At 41.7% G+C, this 23,398-nt stretch carries 7 protein-coding genes; all 7 read right to left on the minus strand.

Features of this window, described 5'->3' with window-relative positions; translation table 11 throughout:
- The 7 genes from L0B53_RS18415 to L0B53_RS18440 are packed head-to-tail and all read right to left on the minus strand — an operon-like array spanning nucleotide 1 to nucleotide 23,210.
- The gene (locus L0B53_RS18415) at nucleotides 1–1,857 is read right to left on the minus strand and encodes a cadherin-like domain-containing protein (protein WP_235062481.1); all 1,857 of its coding nucleotides are present in this window, start codon (nucleotides 1,855–1,857) and stop codon (nucleotides 1–3) included.
- Nucleotides 1,776–21,560, minus strand: a complete 19,785-nt coding sequence (locus L0B53_RS19475) for a tandem-95 repeat protein (protein WP_260115598.1) — start codon at nucleotides 21,558–21,560, stop codon at nucleotides 1,776–1,778. Before L0B53_RS19475 ends, L0B53_RS18415 begins: the two co-directional genes overlap by 82 nt.
- The gene (locus tag L0B53_RS19480) at nucleotides 21,553–21,861 is read right to left on the minus strand and encodes a cadherin-like domain-containing protein (protein WP_260115599.1); all 309 of its coding nucleotides are present in this window, start codon (nucleotides 21,859–21,861) and stop codon (nucleotides 21,553–21,555) included. The genes L0B53_RS19475 and L0B53_RS19480 overlap by 8 nt, the downstream gene beginning before the upstream one ends.
- Entirely contained in the window at nucleotides 21,839–22,126 is a 288-nt protein-coding gene (locus tag L0B53_RS18430; protein ID WP_409202845.1) for a cadherin-like domain-containing protein, read from the minus strand. Before L0B53_RS18430 ends, L0B53_RS19480 begins: the two co-directional genes overlap by 23 nt.
- Nucleotides 22,020–22,289 carry a cadherin-like domain-containing protein gene (locus L0B53_RS19640; RefSeq protein ID WP_409202846.1) on the minus strand — a complete coding sequence of 90 codons (270 nt, stop codon included), beginning with the start codon at nucleotides 22,287–22,289 and terminating at the stop codon, nucleotides 22,020–22,022. Before L0B53_RS19640 ends, L0B53_RS18430 begins: the two co-directional genes overlap by 107 nt.
- Complete coding sequence (locus L0B53_RS18435) at nucleotides 22,249–22,989, minus strand: cadherin-like domain-containing protein (protein WP_235062420.1); 741 nt, start codon at nucleotides 22,987–22,989, stop codon at nucleotides 22,249–22,251. Before L0B53_RS18435 ends, L0B53_RS19640 begins: the two co-directional genes overlap by 41 nt.
- Before the next feature lie 11 nt (nucleotides 22,990–23,000).
- On the minus strand, nucleotides 23,001–23,210 hold the full coding sequence (locus L0B53_RS18440) for a hypothetical protein (protein ID WP_235062421.1): 210 nt from the start codon (nucleotides 23,208–23,210) through the stop codon (nucleotides 23,001–23,003).
- Between the last annotated feature and the right edge of the window lie 188 nt (nucleotides 23,211–23,398).

Below are 23,398 nucleotides of genomic sequence, written 5' to 3' on the forward strand. Positions count from 1 at the left end.
TCAACTCTCACTGGATTGAGAGGTATCAATCACTACTTCATTATCTGGTGAAGAGTGACTTTGACTATCATCAGTGAAATCGATGTCGATACCATTATTACTGTCTCCTGCGCTGATCCAGTCGTGACTTTCATGGTCATCAAAATGATCCGCATCAGAAACAGCCGTTGATGGTGATGACGCTCCTGCATATTGCTCATCGACATCAAGAGATATGGTTTCTTGGGTATCGGGAACAAGGCTATTCAAACTATCATAACCTTGGAACTGCAAGTCAGCACTTCCTTGATAAGTATCACCTAAAGTAATACAGACATCTTGAGTTAAATCACCACTAATGGTGTAGGTACCATCACTATTATCTAATGCTCCAGTCACTTCTGCACCTTCAGGTAAACCGGAAATTTCCACGTAATCGACATCTTGATTACTGCTAATAGATGTTGGAATATCAACGTGTAGATCATCACCGGGCGCCGCCATAATATCAGCATCGGAGACTGAAGAGACAACTTCTTCATTCACCTCTACACTCTCATCGCTCTCGGTTGTATGGCTACTCACTTGCTCCGTTGCAAACTCATTAGCAGTCAAAGATAACGAGTGAACATCTTGCTGTCCCCCATTATCAACGGTGACATCCATGACTATTTCGCCGGTAAAGTCATCATTTGGCCAAAAAGTCCATTCATCTTGGGCGGACTCAGTAAAGAAACCCAGATCCCCAACATCTTCAACATTGGTAATCGTCCCTTCTGTTAACCCAAGCTGTTCAAGTAGTTGATTTTCAGTGTAAGTATACGCGGTGTCATCATCACCAATTTCAACATTGAAGAAACTCTCAATCTGATTTTCACCATCACTGGCAACAAATCCAACTTGGGCCTCTCCGGTATAATTTTCTGCCGGTGTAAATTGATATTCACCATTACTTAGCGTTTCTAATACCCCATCTCCTTGTAATAAACGAATAGACTCGATGGATAAGGCATCATTCTCTTGATCCGTTAATGTATCTAGCATTTGTTGTTCAGTAAATGATAACGTCGCCCCTTCAGCCAACTGAGCGGTTAATATGGTGTTAGCCTCTAGTGCATGATTGCTAATTACACCACTATCATTAATGGCGATAGAGAACTGCTGGTCTTGTAATATTCCACCTTGATCAATGGCGTAAAAGAGATCAATTTCACCACTAAAATCGGTGCTCGGGGTAAATGTCCACGTATTGTCGCCATTATCAATAATGCTGCCTTGATCTCTGTCGGCGAGGTGGACTAATTTAATTTCATCATCATTGGCAACATCACTGCTGTCAAATAATGACAATAAATCTTCCCGTGTGAGTGTTACCGCCTCATTAATCGTAGAGGTGAAATCACCTTGTACGATATTATTTTCAAAAGCTTCTTCTTCATCTCCATAATCTACGGTAGTGGCTGATACGGTAACAAAAAAGTCTCCGGTATAGTTTTCTTGCGGAGTTATCTCTAAATTAGCCAGATCCCATCCTGTAACATCGATATATTGGTTCTCTTCAGTAACAGTAAAGATATTATTGCTATCATTAATAACAAATCCTACAGGAAAGCCCGTTAACGTCACTAAGCTTAAGCTTTCTGATTGATCAACAAGTGCAACGTTAATTCCTAATTGAGCCGTTGAATCTTCGGAAAAAGAGAGAATGCCATCATGGTTTGTGGTAATCACCGCACCATCGGCGACGGGACGAACATAAACGGGAATATCAAGCAGGGTCTCATACTCGCCATCACTCACAACAATATTGAGATCAGCAACCCCAGCAAAGTTATCACTCGGTGTAAATGTCCAGCTGCCATCTTGATTATCGGTGATCTCCCCCCCTCTTCATCATCAGGAATAACAATGCGAGAAACGACCAAATCATCATTATCTATGTCACTAAACAGATCCATTAAATCCCCAGCGGTGAAGGTAAATGCACCATCCTCACTGGTTGTTAAAGAGGCATTACCTTCTGAAATAGGGGTATCATTCACTGGGATAACATCAACATTTAAGGTTCCGTCAACGGTGGCCTCACCATCACTCACTTGATAATCTAATTCAACTAGCCCATTAAAATCTTGCGATGAAACCAAGTGGTACATACCATCTGGCTGTTGAGTTAACGTCGCATTCGCTGGGGAACGTACCGTCAGGCTCTCTAAAGTAATATCATCTCCATCAATATCACTGATTTGATCAGTAATATAAGCCGGATCGATAACAAGAAGTTGGTCTTCGGTTCCTTGCAGAGAAAATGTTGGCGAGTTTGGCTCGTCATTTACAGCCGATAGATTAACCGCCATGCTGGTTACGACACTCTCTTCCCCATCGGAGACCGTATAACTTATTAAGATATCTCCGTTGACATTCTCATTTGGTGTGACGGTAAAGGTGCCATCTAAATTATCGACTAAAGTTGCATCATCAGAACTTAAGTTACTGGCGGTCAGTGAATCACCATCAATATCCGATGCATTTGCCAATAATTCAGCTTGGGTTAACACAAAACTGGTGTCTTCTGTGCCCGTTGTAGAGGTTGCACCGGAAATTACAGGGGCGTCATTATCCGGGGAAACCGTTAAGTTCAGCGTTGATGATACTTGCTCAGTGCCATCGCTGACATTAAAACTAACTGCAATTTCACCATTAAAATCGGGATCTACCGTGACGGTGAATGTACCATCAAGGTTATCGACAATCGTAGCGTGACTGGCTGAGAGATCCGCGGCAGTTAAATTATCCCCTTCGATATCTGACGCATTGGCCAATAAATCATCTTGAGTGAGGATAATAGCATTATCTTCATCAACTGAACTAGAAAGGTCACCAGAAATATCGGGGCCATCATTTACCGCAGCTAAATTAACCGCCATGCTGGTTGCGACACACTCTTCTCCATCGGAGACCGTATAACTTATTGAGATATCTCCGTTGACGTTCGCGTTTGGTGTGACGGTAAAAGTGCCATCTAAATTATCGACTAAAGTTGCATCATCAGAGCTTAAGTTACTGGCGGTCAGTGAATCACCATCAATATCCGATGCATTGGCCAATAATTCAGCTTGGGTTAACACAAAACTGGTGTCTTCTGTGCCCGTTGTGGAGGTTGCACTAGAAATCACGGGGGCGTCATTATCCGGGGAAACCGTTAAGTTCAGCGTTGATGAAACTTGCTCAGAGCCATCGCTGACATTAAAACTAACTGCAATTTCACCATTAAAATCGGGATCTGCCGTGACAGTGAATGTGCCATCAAGGTTATCGACAATCGTAGCGTGACTGGCTGAGAGATCCGCGGCAGTTAAATTATCCCCATCAATATCAGATGCCGTAGCTAAAAGATCGGCTTGGGAAAGCGTAATACTATTATCTTCAGCCACACTGGTGGTTACGGGGTGACTAATTGTAGGAATATCATTAACCGCGGTTACCGTGAGATCTAAAGTAGAAGAGACCATCTCTGAGCCGTCAGAAATATCATAATTCAGACTTATTTCACCATGGAAATTCGCCTCAGGCGTCACGGTATACGTGCCATCTTGATTATCAACAACAATAATATTGTCACCGGATAGATTTGAGGCTGTTAAGCTGTTCCCATCAATATCAGATGCATTGGCCAGAAGGTCATCTTGTGTAATCAATAAACTAATCGGATTAGGCGTAACCGTAACATCAAATTGTTGATCAAAATCAGAGGCTATAATAGTTTGTAGTAAATCAGTGATATTGTCATCATTGCTTAACCATTGAAGGCCATTCAAACCATTAACACCTAACTCTGTTAGGGTATAAGCTTCCCCTGAAGATAATTCAAATCCATTAATAGTTAGTGTATCTGCACTAGATAAAAAGTCTTCTCTTGCCTCTTCACTATTAAACTGCAACCAAACTGCAGCACCAACACCACTTTCGTCCCCATCTCCTGAGTGCATATCCAGTACTTTAATATTGCTGATTTGATAATTATCAAAAAGTGGATCACCCGACGAAAGATACGTGGCTAACTCCATATCATCATCACCAACAACAGTTAGCGGTAATTGCTCCATCGAGGTTGAAGGTAAATCACTTTCTAAGGTCGTTGCAGAGGTATTCCCCGATATAATTGGTGTATCATTCACGGCTGTTACCGTGAGATCTAACGTCGAAGAGACAATATCTGAGCCGTCAGAAATATCATAACTCAGGTGTATTTCACCATGGAAATTCACCTCAGGCGTCACTGTGTAGCTACCATCAAGGTTATCAACAATCACCACATTTTCACCGGATAAATTAGAGGCGGTTAAACTATCTCCATCAATATCAGATGCAGTGGCTAAAAGGTCGGCTTGGGAAAGCGTAATACTATTATCTTCAGCCATACTGGCTGTTACTGGGTGACTAATTGTAGGAATATCATTAACTGCGGTTACCGTGAGATCTAACGTGGAAGAGACCGTATCCGAGCCATCAGAAATATCATAACTCAAGCTTATTTCACCATGAAAATTCGCCTCAGGCGTCACGGTATACGTGCCATCTTGATTATCAACAACAATAATATTGTCACCGGATAGATTTGAGGCGGTTAAGCTGTCCCCATCAATATCAGATGCATTAGCCAAAAGGTCATCTTGTGTAACCAATAAACTAATCGGGTTAGGTGTAACCGTAATATTTACCTGCTGATCAAAATCAGAAGCAACAATAGTTTGTAGTAAATCAGTGACATTTTCATCATTGGTTAACCATTGAATACCATTCAAACCATTAACACTTAACTCGGTTAGGGTATAAGCTTCATCGGTAGATAATTCAAATCCATTAATGGTTAAAGAGTCGGCACTGGATAAAAAGTCAGCTCTATCTTCTTCACTATTAAACTGCAACCATACTGCAGCACTACTACCAGGCTCAGTCCCATCTATCAAGTCAAAATCAATTATCTTTATATTGCTGACTTGATAATTATCAAAAAGTGGATCACCTGACGTAAGATATGTGCTTAACTCCATATCATTACCGCCAACAACAACGAGTGGTAATTGCTCCATTGTGGTGGAGGGTAAATCACTTTCTAAGGTTGTTGCTGAAGTTCCCTCCGATATTATTGGTGTATCATTCACAGCTGTGACAGAGAGATTTAATGTCGAAGAGACCGTATCTGAGCCATCTGATATATCATAACTCAGGCTTATTTCACCATGGAAATTTGCCTCAGGCGTCAGAGTATAAGTTCCATCAAGGTTATCAACAATCACCACATTTTCACCGGATAAATTAGAGGCGGTTAAATTATCTCCATCAATATCCGATGCATTGCCCAATAATTCAGCTTGGGTTAACACAAAACTGGTGTCTTCTGTACCCGTTGTTGAAGTTGCGCTAGAAATTACAGGGGCATCATTGTCCGGGAAAACCGTTAAGTTCAGCGTTGATGATACTTGCTCAGTGCCGTCGCTGATATTGAAACTAACTGCAATTTCACCATTAAAATCAGGGTCTGCCGTGACGGTGAATGTGCCATCAAGATTATCGACAATCGTAGCGTGACTGGCTGAGAGATCCGCGGCAGTTAAATTATCCCCTTCGATATCTGACGCATTAGCCAATAAATCATCTTGAGTGAGGATAATAGCGTTATCTTCAACAACTGAACTAGAAAGGTCACCAGAAACATCAGGACCATCATTTACCGCTTCTACTTGAACGCTCACTGTTGCTGAATCTGTAGAACCATTGCCATCTGTGACGGTATAACTAAAGGAAGCTTCACCGTTATAATCCGCATTCGGTGTAAAGAGAATATCACCATTAAGATCCAATGAAACCGTCCCGTGCGTATCATCGATGGCATTCACTGCACTAATAGAAACAGTATCCCCATCAATATCACTGTCATTGGATAATAAATCAGAAGCCGAAATAGTAATAGGTTGATCTTCTGATGTAGAAAGCGGTTTAGTGGTAATGTCTGGATCTATCGCAATCAACTCATCGGTTAAAGGGATAGCATCATTGGAGTTTTCAGACGTAAATTCTAAATGGGTCGTGGATGAGGTTTCAGTACCATCAGCTTGAATTGTTGTTACTGTAATATCTTCTGTTGGTACCCGTGAAACAGATAGACTTTGAACAACATAAGTTCCCAGAGAATTATCTGTGCCTATCTCAAAATAAGCAACGGGCTCATCGAGGGTCAAACTGTATGTGTGAGTATAAATAGAATCATGGCTACTGCTACTTAATTCAGTTGCTAATAAATGACCATCATTATCATAAGCGTTAATAATGATATGGGTTTCAGCGTCATTAGCTCCAGGTGAGCTCTCTCTAAAATAGCCACCTAAACCATCTAAGGTGAATGACACGCTATTAATATCCTGACCTGAGATATCAACACGCATCATTTCATCATTAGATAAACCTGCATCTTGAGTTATAAATGTTTCGCTATCGGGATCATCATCTCCAAGCCCAGTTCCTGTGCCCTGTGAAGCTCGACCATCACGTAGCTCATCATTAAATACCTTGAGAGGATCATCCTCATTAGTAGATATGGTTACGGTTAAGTCACCATCAGTCATCACAAGAGTATTATCGTCAGTTAGTGTTCCCCAGTCTGAAAACTCTGCTGTTTCATCAATATTGGTGCCAAACTGTGAAACTTCAAATGTGCTATTGATTAAATCACTATCAGGTACAAATCTTATCTCAGTATCGGCCGAGTATTCTGTTTCAGCGGTCATGGTCTGCCAATTTGTACCGTCATGGTACTCCATTGAACCGTAATTTGGTTCTGACTCTAGACGTATTTGTGGCTCATCAATATTGGTTGTGGTTGAGTCATCCCTCGCGATAACAAGGTCATTAACAGGAGTGACCGTAAGAGTTGAAATCCCGGCCACTGAACCTGTTCCATCACTAACGTCAAAACTCAGTGAGATGTCACCATGATAATTCTCGTCAGGCGTTACGGTAAAAGTTCCATCACCATGGTCGGTAATCGTAGTCTCACCCGTTGTGGTTAAGTTACTTGCCGTTAAGTCATCACCATCAACATCACTACTATTAAGTAGCAGCTGCGCCTGAGTCAACGTGATTGAGTGATCTTCATTGACGGTATGTGACGTTGAAGCAGAAAGAGGGGTATCATTGACTGCGGTCACTGTAACGTTTAACGAAGCATCGGTAACATCAATACCATCACTGACTTGAAAGTCAATATTCGTTTGACCATTAAAGTTTTCATTCGGTGTAAATGTATAAGGATAGTCACTACCTTCAGGATTAATCGTTAATACCCCGTCAGTACCGGTATAACTCACCTCTGAAATGGATAGATCATCTCCCTCAATATCACTGGCTTCTGAGAGTAAATAATCTGCCGTGAAATTAACCACCCCATCCTCTTCAATGGTGTAGGTTACATTTTCTACAATCGGGGCATCATTACTTGAAGCAATATCAAAATTAATCAGACCAGAACAGGAACCTCCAGAGCTATCTGTTGCGGTATAGCTAACAGAGAACTGACCAAAGAAGTTTGTATCAGGGGTGATCGTGTAAGTGCCATCACCGTTATTAACGATAGTCCCGTTATTAACAGAGATATCATCTGTAGAATCTAAATAGGTTGCCTGTTCTGGGGCTTGCTGCTCTGTGCTCTCATCGCTATTAGCAATATCAGAAATAGTAATACCATTCTCTGCACTCTCTGCCTCATTGCTACTGACAACATCAAAGTCTGAACTTCCGTAACCATTATTATTTTCTTGTAAGGGGACAATAATCCCGTCAACCACATCAAAGACATGCCAGTAACTTCCACTTCCTGAAACTTCAGGCGTAAAGCTTTGAACTAGGCTATCGCCGACAAAAACCTGCACCGAAACTTCATCTGTGCCACTGACATTCCATGAATTTGAGGTATGGTTTTTTACCGCGAAGTGTAAATCGGCATCGGCATAATTAGGTATCGTAATGGTTTCTGGACCATAATAAGAGACGTCATCTCGGTCTAAATTAACCGTATCCCCCGCTAGCGAATGCGTTTTATCGGCAAAGTAAACTTCATCCAGCTCATTTCCTGTCTCTTTATCATATAACCAGAGGTGACTATCGAGATCTTTAGTTTGCGATGAGCCACCCCAGGTGAGGACAATCCGCATATCATCAGCATCTAACTGATCAGAGAGTGCCGTTAACCCTAAATCCGCAGTCGATCCCGCATCAATATTATAACTACTAGAAATACCGCCGGGTTGCTCTATGGATACTTGTCCATTTTCAACCACTTGCCCTGTTACGGTATATTCACCTTGGACATTGGTGGTTGCAGTTGTGCTATGACCAGAGCTATCAAATAAAGTCACGGTTGCACCCGATATCGGGTCTCCCGTCAATGAGTCAACAACACTTCCCGAAGCTGTTGTCTCCGTTGGCTGAAAGGAGATAGCCGCGGTAATATCATCCCCTTCAACGTCTGAGATAAACTGTAATAATTCCGCTTGAGTGATGGTATAACTGCCATCTTCGGTAATCGTGATGGGGATATCAGTGTCGATAACCGGAACATCATTAATAGGATCGACGGTTAAATTAAGGTTCGCGGCGAGGGTGCTTTGTCCATCAGAAATATCATAAGCAACATCAATAATGCCGTTAAAATTCTCATCGGGAGTTAAGCTAAAGGTTCCATCATGATTATCAATGATAGTGACATTGGATGCCGATAAATTATCAGCGGTTAAGTCATCACCGTCAACATCTGCGGCATTAGCGAGAAGCTGCTCTTGCGTTAAAGTAATGGTATGATCTTCATCCACCGATGCGTTAATGTCACCACTATTTGTCGCGGCATCATTAACAGGAATAACGGGAATACTTAGTGTCGTATCAATGGCTTCATCTTGGCCACCACTTAATAGGGAAATATCAAGTTCAAGATCACCATTAAAATGTTCATTTGGCGTCAGTGTATAAGTACTATCACCATTATCAGTAAATTGGGCATCACTTCCCGAATAAGAAACTGAAGAGAGTGAAAAACTATCCCCTTCAACATCGGTAATTAATGCAAGAATATCTGCCTCAGACAATGTGATTGCACTATCTTCATTAATGCCATCAATTGTTCCCGTCACCTCTGGAGCATCATTGACCGCATTAATATCTAACTCAACATTAAACGCTGTCAATGACTCACCGTAATCGACACCATAGCTGATCAACGATGTTTCCGCAGGAATCACTAAGCCATTGTCATCGGTTGAATCACTATAAGTAATATAATCATAATCAACAGCGGTATAGCTTGGAACGAGGTTTTCAACATCCCCTGTCAACGTCGATGGATCAGTACTGGTTGTCACCGCCATCCATGTGCCATCACCGTAATTATTATCGGATCCATCATGGTCACGCTTGATAAGTAGCGTCCACTCATCATCACCATTATCTTTATAGTAATAGGCATAATCACCGTCATTATGGGTATAATCTAAATCTAAACCAGCATTTGACGCATAACCCGGTTGGGCTGCTTTAATATATTCTCCATCTAAACTAGCAAAGTCACTACCCGAAATAGTGAGTGTATCCGAGCTAGATGAAACGGCTTCAGAATCATAAACTTCAACGTTTAAATTTAGCTGCCCATTAAAGTTTTCCGGTGGTGTAAACGTCCAAGTATCATTACCATTATCAACGAGAGTTCCACCGCTTTCAGTGGAAATAGACGCAATTTCAACCTCGCCTTCCCCATCATAAGAAACCGTTTGTAGTACTTCTGCTTTCGTTAAGGTAATTGAAGTATCTTCATTGATAGCAAAGTTTTGATTATTTACTGCAGAAAAATCAGTAACCGGGATAAATGTGACGGTTCCTGACGTCGATTCACTATGGTTACCATCACTGATATCGAAGGTGAAAACGACATCACCATTATAATCAGCATCAGGAGTAAGGGTAAAAGAACCATCGCCATTATCGGTTACGACAGCATTATCTGAAACAGAGACGTTACTTGCGGTTAGGTTATCTCCTTCAGGATCAGATGCATAAGCCAAAAGATCCGCTTGGGAAAGCGTAATACTGTTATCTTCTTCTCCGGTTGCCGTTATCGGGTTACTAATAATTGGAGCATCATTCACCGCAACAACATTCACAACTGCACTTGAAGAGACAACGCTGCCGTCTTGGTCTGAAACATTGAAACTTATATCAATATCACCATTAAAGTTCTCATCTAAAGTAATGAGAAATGATTTACTGCCTGTATCAGGATCAATAACTGTAGTATAAGTGGCGTTTGGTATACTAAGATTTGTAACAATTAATTGTTCACTATCGATATCACTGGCGTTACTTAATAACGAGGCTTCTGTTATTGTAAACTGGGTATCTTCCATCGCATTAAAGACTAATGGCGTATTTTCATTAATGACAACTTCATCATTAATACTTTGCACTTGAAGATAAAAAGGAGGAGCAGATGTTGAAGCCTCACCATCTGAAACACTATATCCAAACTCTACTTGTCCATTAAAATCTTGAGTAGGTATAAATGTCCACGAACCATCCTGGTTATCAACTAATGACCCTTGATCCGTATTATTTAATGTCAACTCCACAACAGATAAGTCTACACTATCAATATCGGATGCATTAATTAATAAAAGCTCTTCGGTAATCAAGTATGAAGTATCTTCAACTATAGTGCCTTGATCTGTACCGGTAATGGAACTTAATTCAACATTAGAAATAGTTTGCTCTGCATATGCACCACCGGTACTGGCTGTATACATTACTTTGATATCGTCTGGAATATTTACTCCAGCATCATTTAGATTGAGACTAACAACAATAGGCTGAAAACTCTGACCATCATCAAAACTCATATTTACGTTCAATAAACCATCTGGTGTTATTTCTATTTCTACTGAACGCGCATCTGTTTCATGAGATATACCACCATAAGAAGAAACATCGACTTCGAGAATTAATTCTCCATTAGCATCTGTAATCTCTACAACCTGGTGGTTATAAGTATCAAAGCCAACCGTTAGAAAATCGGTAGATAATCCACCGGCTCCTAATCCTCCCCCTGTCCCACCAATGACAGCATTGTCCGCATTAAGCTCTGTACCGTTATGGAAGCTGACTGCTGTACCATCGCCTACACCATAAGGGCTGGCTCCTCCCTGAGGATCAATATGGATATCAAAAGAAGTACGAAACCCTTCGTCACTGTTAAATGATTGGTCATATAGCATGCCTCCACTTTGATAGGGAAGATCATCAACTAAAAGCCCTTCACCATCGATAACATCTGCATTACCAAGGGAAACCCAAGGACTCGATTCCTCAAAAGAAGCAACTGTAATGCCATCTGTTACAACAGGGGCATCATTCACCGCAGCAACATTCACAGTCGCATTTGAAGAGACAACGCTACCGTCTTGGTCTGAAACATTAAAACTTAGATCAATGTCACCATTAAAGTTCTCATCTAAAGTAATGAGAAATGATTTACTGCCTGTATCAGGATCGATAACAGTAGTATAAGTGGCGTTTGGTATACTGAGATTAGTAACAATTAATTGTTCACTGTCGATATCACTGGCGTTACTTAATAACGAGGCTTCTGTTATTGTAAACTGGGTGTCTTCTATTGCATTGAATATTAAAGGACTATTTTGATCAATAATAACGGCATCATTCACGCTGAGTACATCTATAGGGAAAACTTCTGTTGTTGATGATGTCTCGCCAGTACTTGCCTCAACACTCACCGCTGTTATTTCTAATAGTATCTCACCAGAAAACGATGCCGTTGGTTGAATCGTTAATTGACTCAAATCCCACTCTGCAATATCAACTAAACTCTCGTTACCTGTTGATATAAAATCGTTAGTGCCATCACTTAGTACTACACCTTCAGGTAAACCCGTTAATATTAATGATTGCAGTGACTCAGAGCCATCATCGTCAACAAGAATGGCTTCAATGTTTAAATCAATAAGTTGATCTTCAATAACCCCCACTTTTACTACGGTAATAGTATCTAATATCGCTCCTAGACCATCTTGAGATGGTGAATCAAATTCCAGTCTAGGGTTTTCGGTTGTCGCGGTCAATGTATAGGCATGCGATTCCCATCCAACGTCTGGTAAAATAGAGTCAATCAATACCCCTTCAAAATAGAGATCAACTTGAGAGCTTGCTCCTCCGTAACCAGCTCGTGCAGAAAGGTCAAAACTAATTGTAATCGTTTGACTTGCTGATATACCTAGGTTTTGATAGAGATTTGATTCATCACCGGGGTATGCCTCTAGCTCAATAACCTGCCCTCTATTATCACTAACACCATAGCTAGTATCTGGGTGAATCTCAATGTAGCCGTTATAGTTATTACTGTTATCGGTTGACCATTGCGCTAAACCTCCTTCGCCTCGCAGGTCAGCTTCGGTAAGCTCTGCCACTGTTTGCTTAAGAGATATATTCAACGCAGGAGCATCGGCGATAGCATCAACTGAGACTGTTGATGTAAAAGACACCGTATCTATACCATCATTAATTGAGATAGAAAGCTCTGCATCACCACTAAAATGTTCTGAAGGTGTAAATATCCAATTACCATTTTCATTTTGAACAACAGTACCATTACTATCATTCATGCTAACTGAAACTATTGAGAGTGTATCACTGTCAATATCAGCCGCATTTTCCAGTAGTAAGTCGTTAGTAATAACGATGCTATTATCTTCAGTAGTCACAAAAGATGTTTCGGAAAATGTAGGTAGATCATTGACGGACGTAATACTTATATTTCCATGGGCAGATGTAGTAACAGTCCCATCACTTACTGAAAATGAAAAAGGAACATTTCCATTATAATTAACCGATGGCGTAAAAGAGAAAGTACCATCACCATTGTCAAAAACCTCACCAAAACTCTCATCAATACTTAAGTTTGATGCTGTAAGAGTATCGCCATCTATATCGACTGTATTACTCAATAAACTCTCTTGTGTGATAATGACAACATTATCTTCATTTCCAGTTAAATCTGTAAATTCTGTCGTTGGAGTATCATTTACAGCAACAACATTCACAAGCGCATTTGAAGAGACAACGCTGCCATCTTGGTCTGAAACATTAAAACTTAGATCAATGTCACCATTAAAGTTCTCATCTAAAGTAATGAGAAATGATTTACTGCCTGTATCAGGATCGATAACAGTAGTATAAGTGGCGTTTGGTATACTGAGATTAGTAACAATTAATTGTTCACTGTCGATATCACTGGCGTTACTTAATAACGAGGCTTCTGTTATTGTAAACTGGGTGTCTTCTATTGCATTGAATATTAAAGGACTATTTTCATCAATAATAACGGCATCATTCACGCTGAGTACATCTATAGGGAAAACTTCTGTTGTTGATGATGTCTCGCCAGTACTTGCCTCAACACTCACCGCTGTTATTTCTAATAGTATCTCACCAGAAAACGATGCCGTTGGTTGAATCGTTAATTGACTCAAATCCCACTCTGCAATATCAATCGAGCCTGCTTCACCTGTTGAAATAAACTCATTAACGCCATCACTTAATACAGCATTATTAGGTAAACCCGTTAATGTTAATGACTGAAGGGATTCAGACCCATCATTATCAACTAAAATTGAACTAATATTTAGCTCAATAGTGGTATCTTCAACCATCGTTTCTGGTTTTAAAACCAAAATGGTGTCTAATATAGCACCAGTGCTATCATGAGATGGAGCATCAAGTTCAAGTCGAGGATTATCGGTACTTGCAGTCAGAGTATATTCATGAGTTTCCCATCCTAAACTGGGAAAAATAGAATCAATTAAAATACCTTCAAAATAAACATCAACTTGTGCATCTTCGCCAATATATACATTATCTCCATCAAGACGTCCTGAAAGATCAAATGCCAATGTTACTGTTTCACCAGCCGAAACATTTAAATTTTGATAAACATTTGATTCATCACCAAAATTATTTTCTAACTCAAGAACTAACCCACGATTAGTATCAAGACCATAAATATAGTCGTAGTTAACTTCAATATCACCACTTGCATTATCTGTGCTCCATCCAGATAAAACCCCACCAATGATATTATCATCATTAAATTCTGCTAAAGAAACTTGATTAAGTGATACATGTAATGATGGTTCATCAGCAACTGCATCAATGCTTACTGTAGATAAAAATGTAACACTTTCAGTGCCATCGTTAATTTCAATATTAAGTTCAGCAACACCACTAAAATGTTCTGAAGGTGTAAATATCCAATTACCATTTTCATTTTGAACAACAGTACCATTACTATCATTCATGCTAACTGAAACTATTGAGAGTGTATCACTGTCAATATCAGCCGCATTTTCCAGTAGTAAGTCGTTAGTAATAACGATGCTATTATCTTCAGTAGTCACAAAAGATGTTTCGGAAAATGTAGGTAGATCATTGACGGACGTAATACTTATATTTCCATGGGCAGATGTAGTAACAGTCCCATCACTTACTGAAAATGAAAAAGGAACATTTCCATTATAATTAACCGATGGCGTAAAAGAGAAAGTACCATCACCATTGTCAAAAACCTCACCAAAACTCTCATCAATACTTAAGTTTGATGCTGTAAGAGTATCGCCATCTATATCGACTGTATTACTCAATAAACTCTCTTGTGTGATAATGACAACATTATCTTCATTTCCAGTTAAATCTGTAAATTCTGTCGTTGGAGTATCATTTATAGGATTAACGATTAAATTAATACCCGTAGTTACTGATGCGGTACCATCCGAAATATCAAAACTAAGTACTAAATCACCATTAAAATCTTCATTTGGTGTTATCGTAAATGAGCCATCTTGATTTGTGATAACCGTACCATTGCTATCAACTATTAAATTATTTGCAGTTAGGCTATCACCCTCAATATCTGAAGCATATGCAAGAAGGTCGGCTTGGGTAAGAGTAATGCTATTATCTTCATCTACATTTGTAGTTATTGTATTACTGATGACTGGTGCATCATTTACAGCAACAACATCAATATCCGCTGTCGCGCTGGTTATTCCTGAGCCATCATTGATATCAAAAGTAAACCGAGATGTTCCAGAAAAGTTTTCAGCGGGAGTAAACGTATAGCTGCCATCTACATTGGTAGAGAGGGTGCCATCACTACCGCTATAATTGAGATTTTCAATGGTTAAGTTATCACCATCACTGTCTACCACGTTAGCTAAAAGGTCACTATCATTAAAAGTTAACGCATTATCTTCATCGGTTTCTAAAATAAGATCAGGTGGTGGGATAAGAGAAAAGGTCGAAACACTATGACTAAACTCAGGTAAGTCATTCACCGGATTAACCGTTAAATCCGCACTACTGACTACAGTATTGGTACCATCACTAAGATCAAAACTGATGGCAATATCACCATAGAAATCAGCATCCGGAGTGATGGTAAACGTGCCGTCACCGTTATCAACCACGGTACCGTGAGCATCAATGGTTAGATTATCGGCGGTTAAACTCTCCCCTTCTACATCTGAGGCTTGAGCAAGCAACTGCGCTTGTGAGAGTGTAATCGATCCATCTTCATCCACCGAATAAGCCAAACTGCCAGACACAGGTGCATCATTCACCGCCACCACACTAATATCTGCGGTGGTGGTTTCTGTAGTGCCATCTTCATCACTGATAGTCACATCCAACGAGAGATCGCCATGGAAGTTTTCATTCGGGGAAAAGCTAAAAGTGTTATCCCCGTTATCAGTTAAGATTCCATCACTGCCACTGTAACCGACGGAGTCTAAAGAAACATCCCCTTCAACATCACTGCTGTTCCCCAACAGTTGCTCGGTAGTAAATGTCAGCACGCTATCTTCATTCACACTGTAACTGGTTGAGCCAGCAACGGGAGGATCATTGACAGCAACCACGGTCAAATTCACCGATGAATCAAGGATGCCTGTCCCATCATTCACCGTGAAATCGAAATTCACATTGCCATTAAAGTTTTCATTTGGTGAAAAAGTATAACTTCCCCCATTATCAGTAAACACGCCATCGGTGCCACTGTAACTGACACCATCAATGATGAGGCTGTCACCATCAATATCCGATAACTGACTGATTAATTGCGCATCGGTAAAGGTGAGGGAGTTATCTTCTTCAACACTAAAAGGCGAAGCGGCGTGAGTGGGAAGATCATTCACCGGGTTAACCGTTAAATCCGCGCCACTGACTACAGTATTGGTACCATCGCTGAGATCAAAACTGATGGCAATATCACCATAGAAATCAGCATCCGGAGTGATGGTAAACGTGCCGTCACCGTTATCAACCACGGTACCGTGAGCATCAATGGTTAGATTATCGGCGGTTAAACTCTCCCCTTCTACATCTGAGGCTTGAGCAAGCAACTGCGCTTGTGAGAGTGTAATCGATCCATCTTCATCCACCGAATAAGCCAAACTGCCAGACACAGGGGCATCATTCACCGCCACCACACTAATATCTGCGGTGGTGGTTTCTGTAGTGCCATCTTCATCACTGATAGTCACATCCAACGAGAGATCGCCATGGAAGTTTTCATTCGGGGAAAAGCTAAAAGTGTTATCCCCGTTATCGGTTAAAATCCCATCACTGCCACTGTAACCAACAGAATCTAAAGAAACATCCCCTTCAACATCACTGCTGTTCCCCAACAGTTGCTCGGTAGTAAATGTCAGCACGCTATCTTCATTCACACTGTAACTGGTTGAGCCAGCAACGGGAGGATTATTCACTGCATTGACGGTCAAACTTACCGATGAATCAAGGGTACCTGTTCCATCATTCACCGTAAAATCGAAATTCACATTGCCATTAAAATTTTCATTTGGTGAAAAAGTATAACTTTCCCCATTATCGGTAAACACGCCATCGGTGCCACTGTAATTGACGCTATCAATGGTGAGGCTGTCCCCATCAATATCCGATAACTGACTGATTAATTGAGTATCGGTAAAAGTAAGGGAGTTATCTTCTTCAACACTAAAAGGCGAAGCGGCATGAGTGGGAAGATCATTCACCGGGTTAACCGTTAAATCCGCGCCACTGACTACAGTATTGGTACCATCGCTGAGATCAAAACTGATGGCAATATCACCATAAAAATCAGCATCCGGAGTGATGGTAAACGTGCCGTCACCGTTATCAACCACGGTACCGTGAGCATCAATGGTTAAATTATCGGCGGTTAAACTCTCCCCTTCTACATCTGAGGCTTGAGCAAGCAACTGCGCTTGTGAAAGTGTAATCGATCCATCTTCATCCACCGAATAAGCCAAACTGCCAGACACAGGGGCATCATTCACCGCCACCACACTGATATCTGCGGAGGTGGTCTCAGTGCTGCCATCTTCATCACTGATAGTCACATCCAACGAGAGATCGCCATGGAAGTTTTCATTCGGAGCGAAGCTAAAGGTGTTATCCCCGTTATCAGTTAAGATTCCATCACTGCCACTGTAACCGACGGAGTCTAAAGAGACATCCCCTTCAACATCACTGCTGTTCCCCAACAGTTGCTCGGTAGTAAATGTCAGCACACTATCTTCATTCACACTGTAGCTGGTTGAGCCAGCAACGGGGGGATCATTCACGGCATTGACGGTCAAATTCACCGATGAATCAAGGATGCCTGTCCCATCATTCACCGTGAAATCGAAATTCACATTGCCATTAAAATTTTCATTTGGTGAAAAAGTATAACTTTCCCCATTATCGGTAAACACGCCATCGGTGCCACTGTAATTGACGCTATCAATGGTGAGGCTGTCCCCATCAATATCCGATAACTGACTGATTAATTGCGCATCGGTAAAGGTGAGGGAGTTATCTTCTTCAACACTAAAAGGCGAAGCGGCGTGAGTGGGAAGATCATTCACCGGGTTAACCGTTAAATCCGCGCCACTGACTACAGTATTGGTACCATCGCTGAGATCAAAACTGATGGCAATATCACCATAGAAATCAGCATCCGGAGTGATGGTAAACGTGCCGTCACCGTTATCAACCACGGTACCGTGAGCATCAATGGTTAGATTATCGGCGGTTAAACTCTCCCCTTCTACATCTGAGGCTTGAGCAAGCAACTGCGCTTGTGAGAGTGTAATCGATCCATCTTCATCCACCGAATAAGCCAAACTGCCAGACACAGGGGCATCATTCACCGCCACCACACTGATATCTGCGGAGGTGGTCTCAGTGCTGCCATCTTCATCACTGATAGTCACATCCAACGAGAGATCGCCATGGAAGTTTTCATTCGGAGCGAAGCTAAAGGTGTTATCCCCGTTATCAGTTAAGATTCCATCACTGCCACTGTAACCAACAGAGTCTAAAGAAACATCCCCTTCAACATCACTGCTGTTCCCCAACAGTTGCTCGGTAGTAAATGTCAGCACGCTATCTTCATTCACACTGTAACTGGTTGAGCCAGCAACGGGAGGATCATTCACGGCATTGACGGTCAAATTCACCGATGAATCAAGGGTGCCTGTCCCATCATTCACCGTGAAATCGAAATTCACATTGCCATTAAAATTTTCATTTGGTGAAAAAGTATAACTTTCCCCATTATCGGTAAACACGCCATCGGTGCCACTGTAATTGACGCTATCAATGGTGAGGCTGTCCCCATCAATATCCGATAACTGACTGATTAATTGCGCATCGGTAAAGGTGAGGGAGTTATCTTCTTCAACACTAAAAGGCGAAGCGGCGTGAGTGGGAAGATCATTCACCGGGTTAACCGTTAAATCCGCGCCACTGACTACAGTATTGGTACCATCGCTGAGATCAAAACTGATGGCAATATCACCATAGAAATCAGCATCCGGAGTGATGGTAAACGTGCCGTCACCGTTATCAACCACGGTACCGTGAGCATCAATGGTTAGATTATCGGCGGTTAAACTCTCCCCTTCTACATCTGAGGCTTGAGCAAGCAACTGCGCTTGTGAGAGTGTAATCGATCCATCTTCATCCACCGAATAAGCCAAACTGCCAGACACAGGGGCATCATTCACCGCCACCACACTGATATCTGCGGAGGTGGTCTCAGTGCTGCCATCTTCATCACTGATAATCACATCCAACGAGAGATCGCCATGGAAGTTTTCATTCGGAGCGAAGCTAAAGGTGTTATCCCCGTTATCAGTTAAGATTCCATCACTGCCACTGTAACCGACGGAGTCTAAAGAAACATCCCCTTCAACATCACTGCTGTTCCCCAACAGTTGCTCGGTAGTAAATGTCAGCACGCTATCTTCATTCACACTGTAACTGGTTGAGCCAGCAACGGGAGGATCATTGACAGCAACCACGGTCAAATTCACCGATGAATCAAGGATGCCTGTCCCATCATTCACCGTGAAATCGAAATTCACATTGCCATTAAAGTTTTCATTTGGTGAAAAAGTATAACTTCCCCCATTATCAGTAAACACGCCATCGGTGCCACTGTAACTGACACCATCAATGATGAGGCTGTCACCATCAATATCCGATAACTGACTGATTAATTGCGCATCGGTAAAGGTGAGGGAGTTATCTTCTTCAACACTAAAAGGCGAAGCGGCGTGAGTGGGAAGATCATTCACCGGGTTAACCGTTAAATCCGCGCCACTGACTACAGTATTGGTACCATCGCTGAGATCAAAACTGATGGCAATATCACCATAGAAATCAGCATCCGGAGTGATGGTAAACGTGCCGTCACCGTTATCAACCACGGTACCGTGAGCATCAATGGTTAAATTATCGGCGGTTAAACTCTCCCCTTCTACATCTGAGGCTTGAGCAAGCAACTGCGCTTGTGAGAGTGTAATCGATCCATCTTCATCCACCGAATAAGCCAAACTGCCAGACACAGGGGCATCATTCACCGCCACCACACTGATATCTGCGGAGGTGGTCTCAGTGCTGCCATCTTCATCACTGATAGTCACATCCAACGAGAGATCGCCATGGAAGTTTTCATTCGGAGCGAAGCTAAAGGTGTTATCCCCGTTATCAGTTAAGATTCCATCACTGCCACTGTAACCAACAGAGTCTAAAGAAACATCCCCTTCAACATCACTGCTGTTCCCCAACAGTTGCTCGGTAGTAAATGTCAGCACGCTATCTTCATTCACACTGTAACTGGTTGAGCCAGCAACGGGAGGATCATTCACGGCATTGACGGTCAAATTCACCGATGAATCAAGGATGCCTGTCCCATCATTCACCGTGAAATCGAAATTCACATTGCCATTAAAATTTTCATTTGGTGAAAAAGTATAACTTTCCCCATTATCGGTAAACACGCCATCGGTGCCACTGTAATTGACGCTATCAATGGTGAGGCTGTCCCCATCAATATCCGATAACTGACTGATTAATTGCGCATCGGTAAAGGTGAGGGAGTTATCTTCTTCAACACTAAAAGGCGAAGCGGCGTGAGTGGGAAGATCATTCACCGGGTTAACCGTTAAATCCGCGCCACTGACTACAGTATTGGTACCATCGCTGAGATCAAAACTGATGGCAATATCACCATAGAAATCAGCATCCGGAGTGATGGTAAACGTGCCGTCACCGTTATCAACCACGGTACCGTGAGCATCAATGGTTAGATTATCGGCGGTTAAACTCTCCCCTTCTACATCTGAGGCTTGAGCAAGCAACTGCGCTTGTGAGAGTGTAATCGATCCATCTTCATCCACCGAATAAGCCAAACTGCCAGACACAGGGGCATCATTCACCGCCACCACACTGATATCTGCGGAGGTGGTCTCAGTGCTGCCATCTTCATCACTGATAATCACATCCAACGAGAGATCGCCATGGAAGTTTTCATTCGGAGCGAAGCTAAAGGTGTTATCCCCGTTATCAGTTAAGATTCCATCACTGCCACTGTAACCAACAGAGTCTAAAGAAACATCCCCTTCAACATCACTGCTGTTCCCCAACAGTTGCTCGGTAGTAAATGTCAGCACGCTATCTTCATTCACACTGTAACTGGTTGAGCCAGCAACGGGAGGATCATTCACGGCATTGACGGTCAAATTCACCGATGAATCAAGGATGCCTGTCCCATCATTCACCGTGAAATCGAAATTCACATTGCCATTAAAGTTTTCATTTGGTGAAAAAGTATAACTTTCCCCATTGTCGGTAAACACGCCATCGGTACCACTGTAACTGACGCTATCAATGGTGAGACTATCTCCATCAATATCCGATAGCTGACTGATTAATTGCGCATCGGTAAAGGTGAGGGAGTTATCTTCTTCAACACTAAAAGGCGAAGCGGCGTGAGTGGGAAGATCATTCACCGGATTAACCGTTAAATCCGCGCCACTGACCACAGTATTGGTGCCATCGCTGAGATCAAAGCTGATAGCAATATCACCATAGAAATCGGCATCTGGGGTGATAGTAAACGTACCGTCACCGTTATCAACCACGGGTACCGTGAGTATCAATGGTTAAATTATCGGCAGTTAAACTCTCCCCTTCCACATCTGATGCTTGGGCAAGTAACTGTGCTTGCGTCAGGGTTATAACGCCATCTTCATCCACCGAATAAGCCAAACTACCAGACACAGGGGGATCATTAATTGGCAAGATATCAATAATCAGTGAAGTGTCAGCAGTTGCGCCTTCGTCATCTTCAACGGTAACAGATAACGAAACCTGACCATTAAAATCTTGATTCGGAGCAAAACTACACGTTCCATCCCCATTAATGAGAAAATATCCCATCATTGCCAGTATAAGTAATATCAACGAGGGACACATCCCCTTCAATATCAGAGGCATTAGCAACAATTTGCGATTCATTAAAGGTTAATACTTCATCTTCATTGATGGTATACGTCAAAGATTCAGCAACGGGAGGGTCATTGACAGCAACCACGGTCAGATCAACTTGACTCGTTATCGTCCCTGTACCGTCTCCTGACCACCATATCAAAACTAAGATCACCATTAAAATTCTCATTTGGCGCAAAGGTATAACTGCCATTCCCATGATCTGTAAAGACACCCTCAGTGCCACTGTAACTAACACTATCAATGGTTAAGCTGTCCCCATCAACATCTGAAAGTTGAGAAAGTAGTTGGCTATCGCTAAACGTTAAGGAATTGTCTTCATTAATAGAAGAAGGGACTTGGGGTGAAAACAGGCAAGTCATTGACGGGATTAACCGTTAAATCAAGAGCACTGGTGACCGTAGACGTGCCATCACTAATATCAAAGCTTAATGTTGTCACCCCATTAAAATCTTGATGTGAATTAATCGTAAATGTACCGTCACCATTATCAACCACCGTTGTATCATTCGATGCTTGAAGATTGGTAGCAACTAAATCATCACCATCAACATCACTGGCAAATTCAAGAAGTTGTTCCTGCGTTAATGTAATTGAACCATCTTCATCAAATTGATGATTAATATTTTGAGAAACATCGGCATCATCATTGATATTATCGACGGAAAATTGAAATGTTTCAGTCTGAGTACCAGAATCAACATCTGATAATTCTTCACTTTCTGCATCATCGGCATCAACACTCACTTGAAACATTTCAGTGGTAACCGTTGAATCTGACTCGACGTCCTCACTACTTTCATCATTAGACGTCGCTTGAGAGCTAGAAGAAGGCTCCGTTACCTGCTGTTCTTCATTAGTCAGAGATTCTCCACCATCGGATCCTGAGCTGACTTCGCTTCCTGAATCACCTCCAACATCTTGCGTTTCACCGCTTCCACCGCTCGATTCTGAGGTGAATGAATCATCAAGTTCACTATCTACAACGATTTGATTGACTATTTCAGAGCTGCCTATCATCACTGTTTTCACTCTCTTCATTACTGCTAGTTGTATTATCACTACCACCTTCCTCATCGGAGGCCGACGACGGTTGCCCTCCCCCTCTGAGTCCGTGTTTTTTGTTCAGCGATAATCGTATTCCCACCACTGGCTACAGTAGATGTCACGGTGTTCTGTTGATTCGATTGACTCTGTTGCTCACTACTGGAGCTCGTATCATCCGTTTCAATGTTCTCAACCGCATCATTTAATGGATTATTTTGTTGATTATTATCAGCCATTCGCTCTACTCAGTGGATTTAGGGATACATATTTGAAATTTCTCTAAATTTAAGTAAAGCACTGGTTAGTGAAAAGCGCAAATGAACAACAATTTTTATATTTAGATAACCTAGTCGCTACATTTTGTTTACCTACTGATTTCTTAATATAAAAATTGAACTACACTGAAGGATAAAGTGATGTTTTA

This window comes from Vibrio sp. SS-MA-C1-2, from assembly GCF_021513135.1.
Taxonomy (GTDB): Bacteria; Pseudomonadota; Gammaproteobacteria; order Enterobacterales; family Vibrionaceae.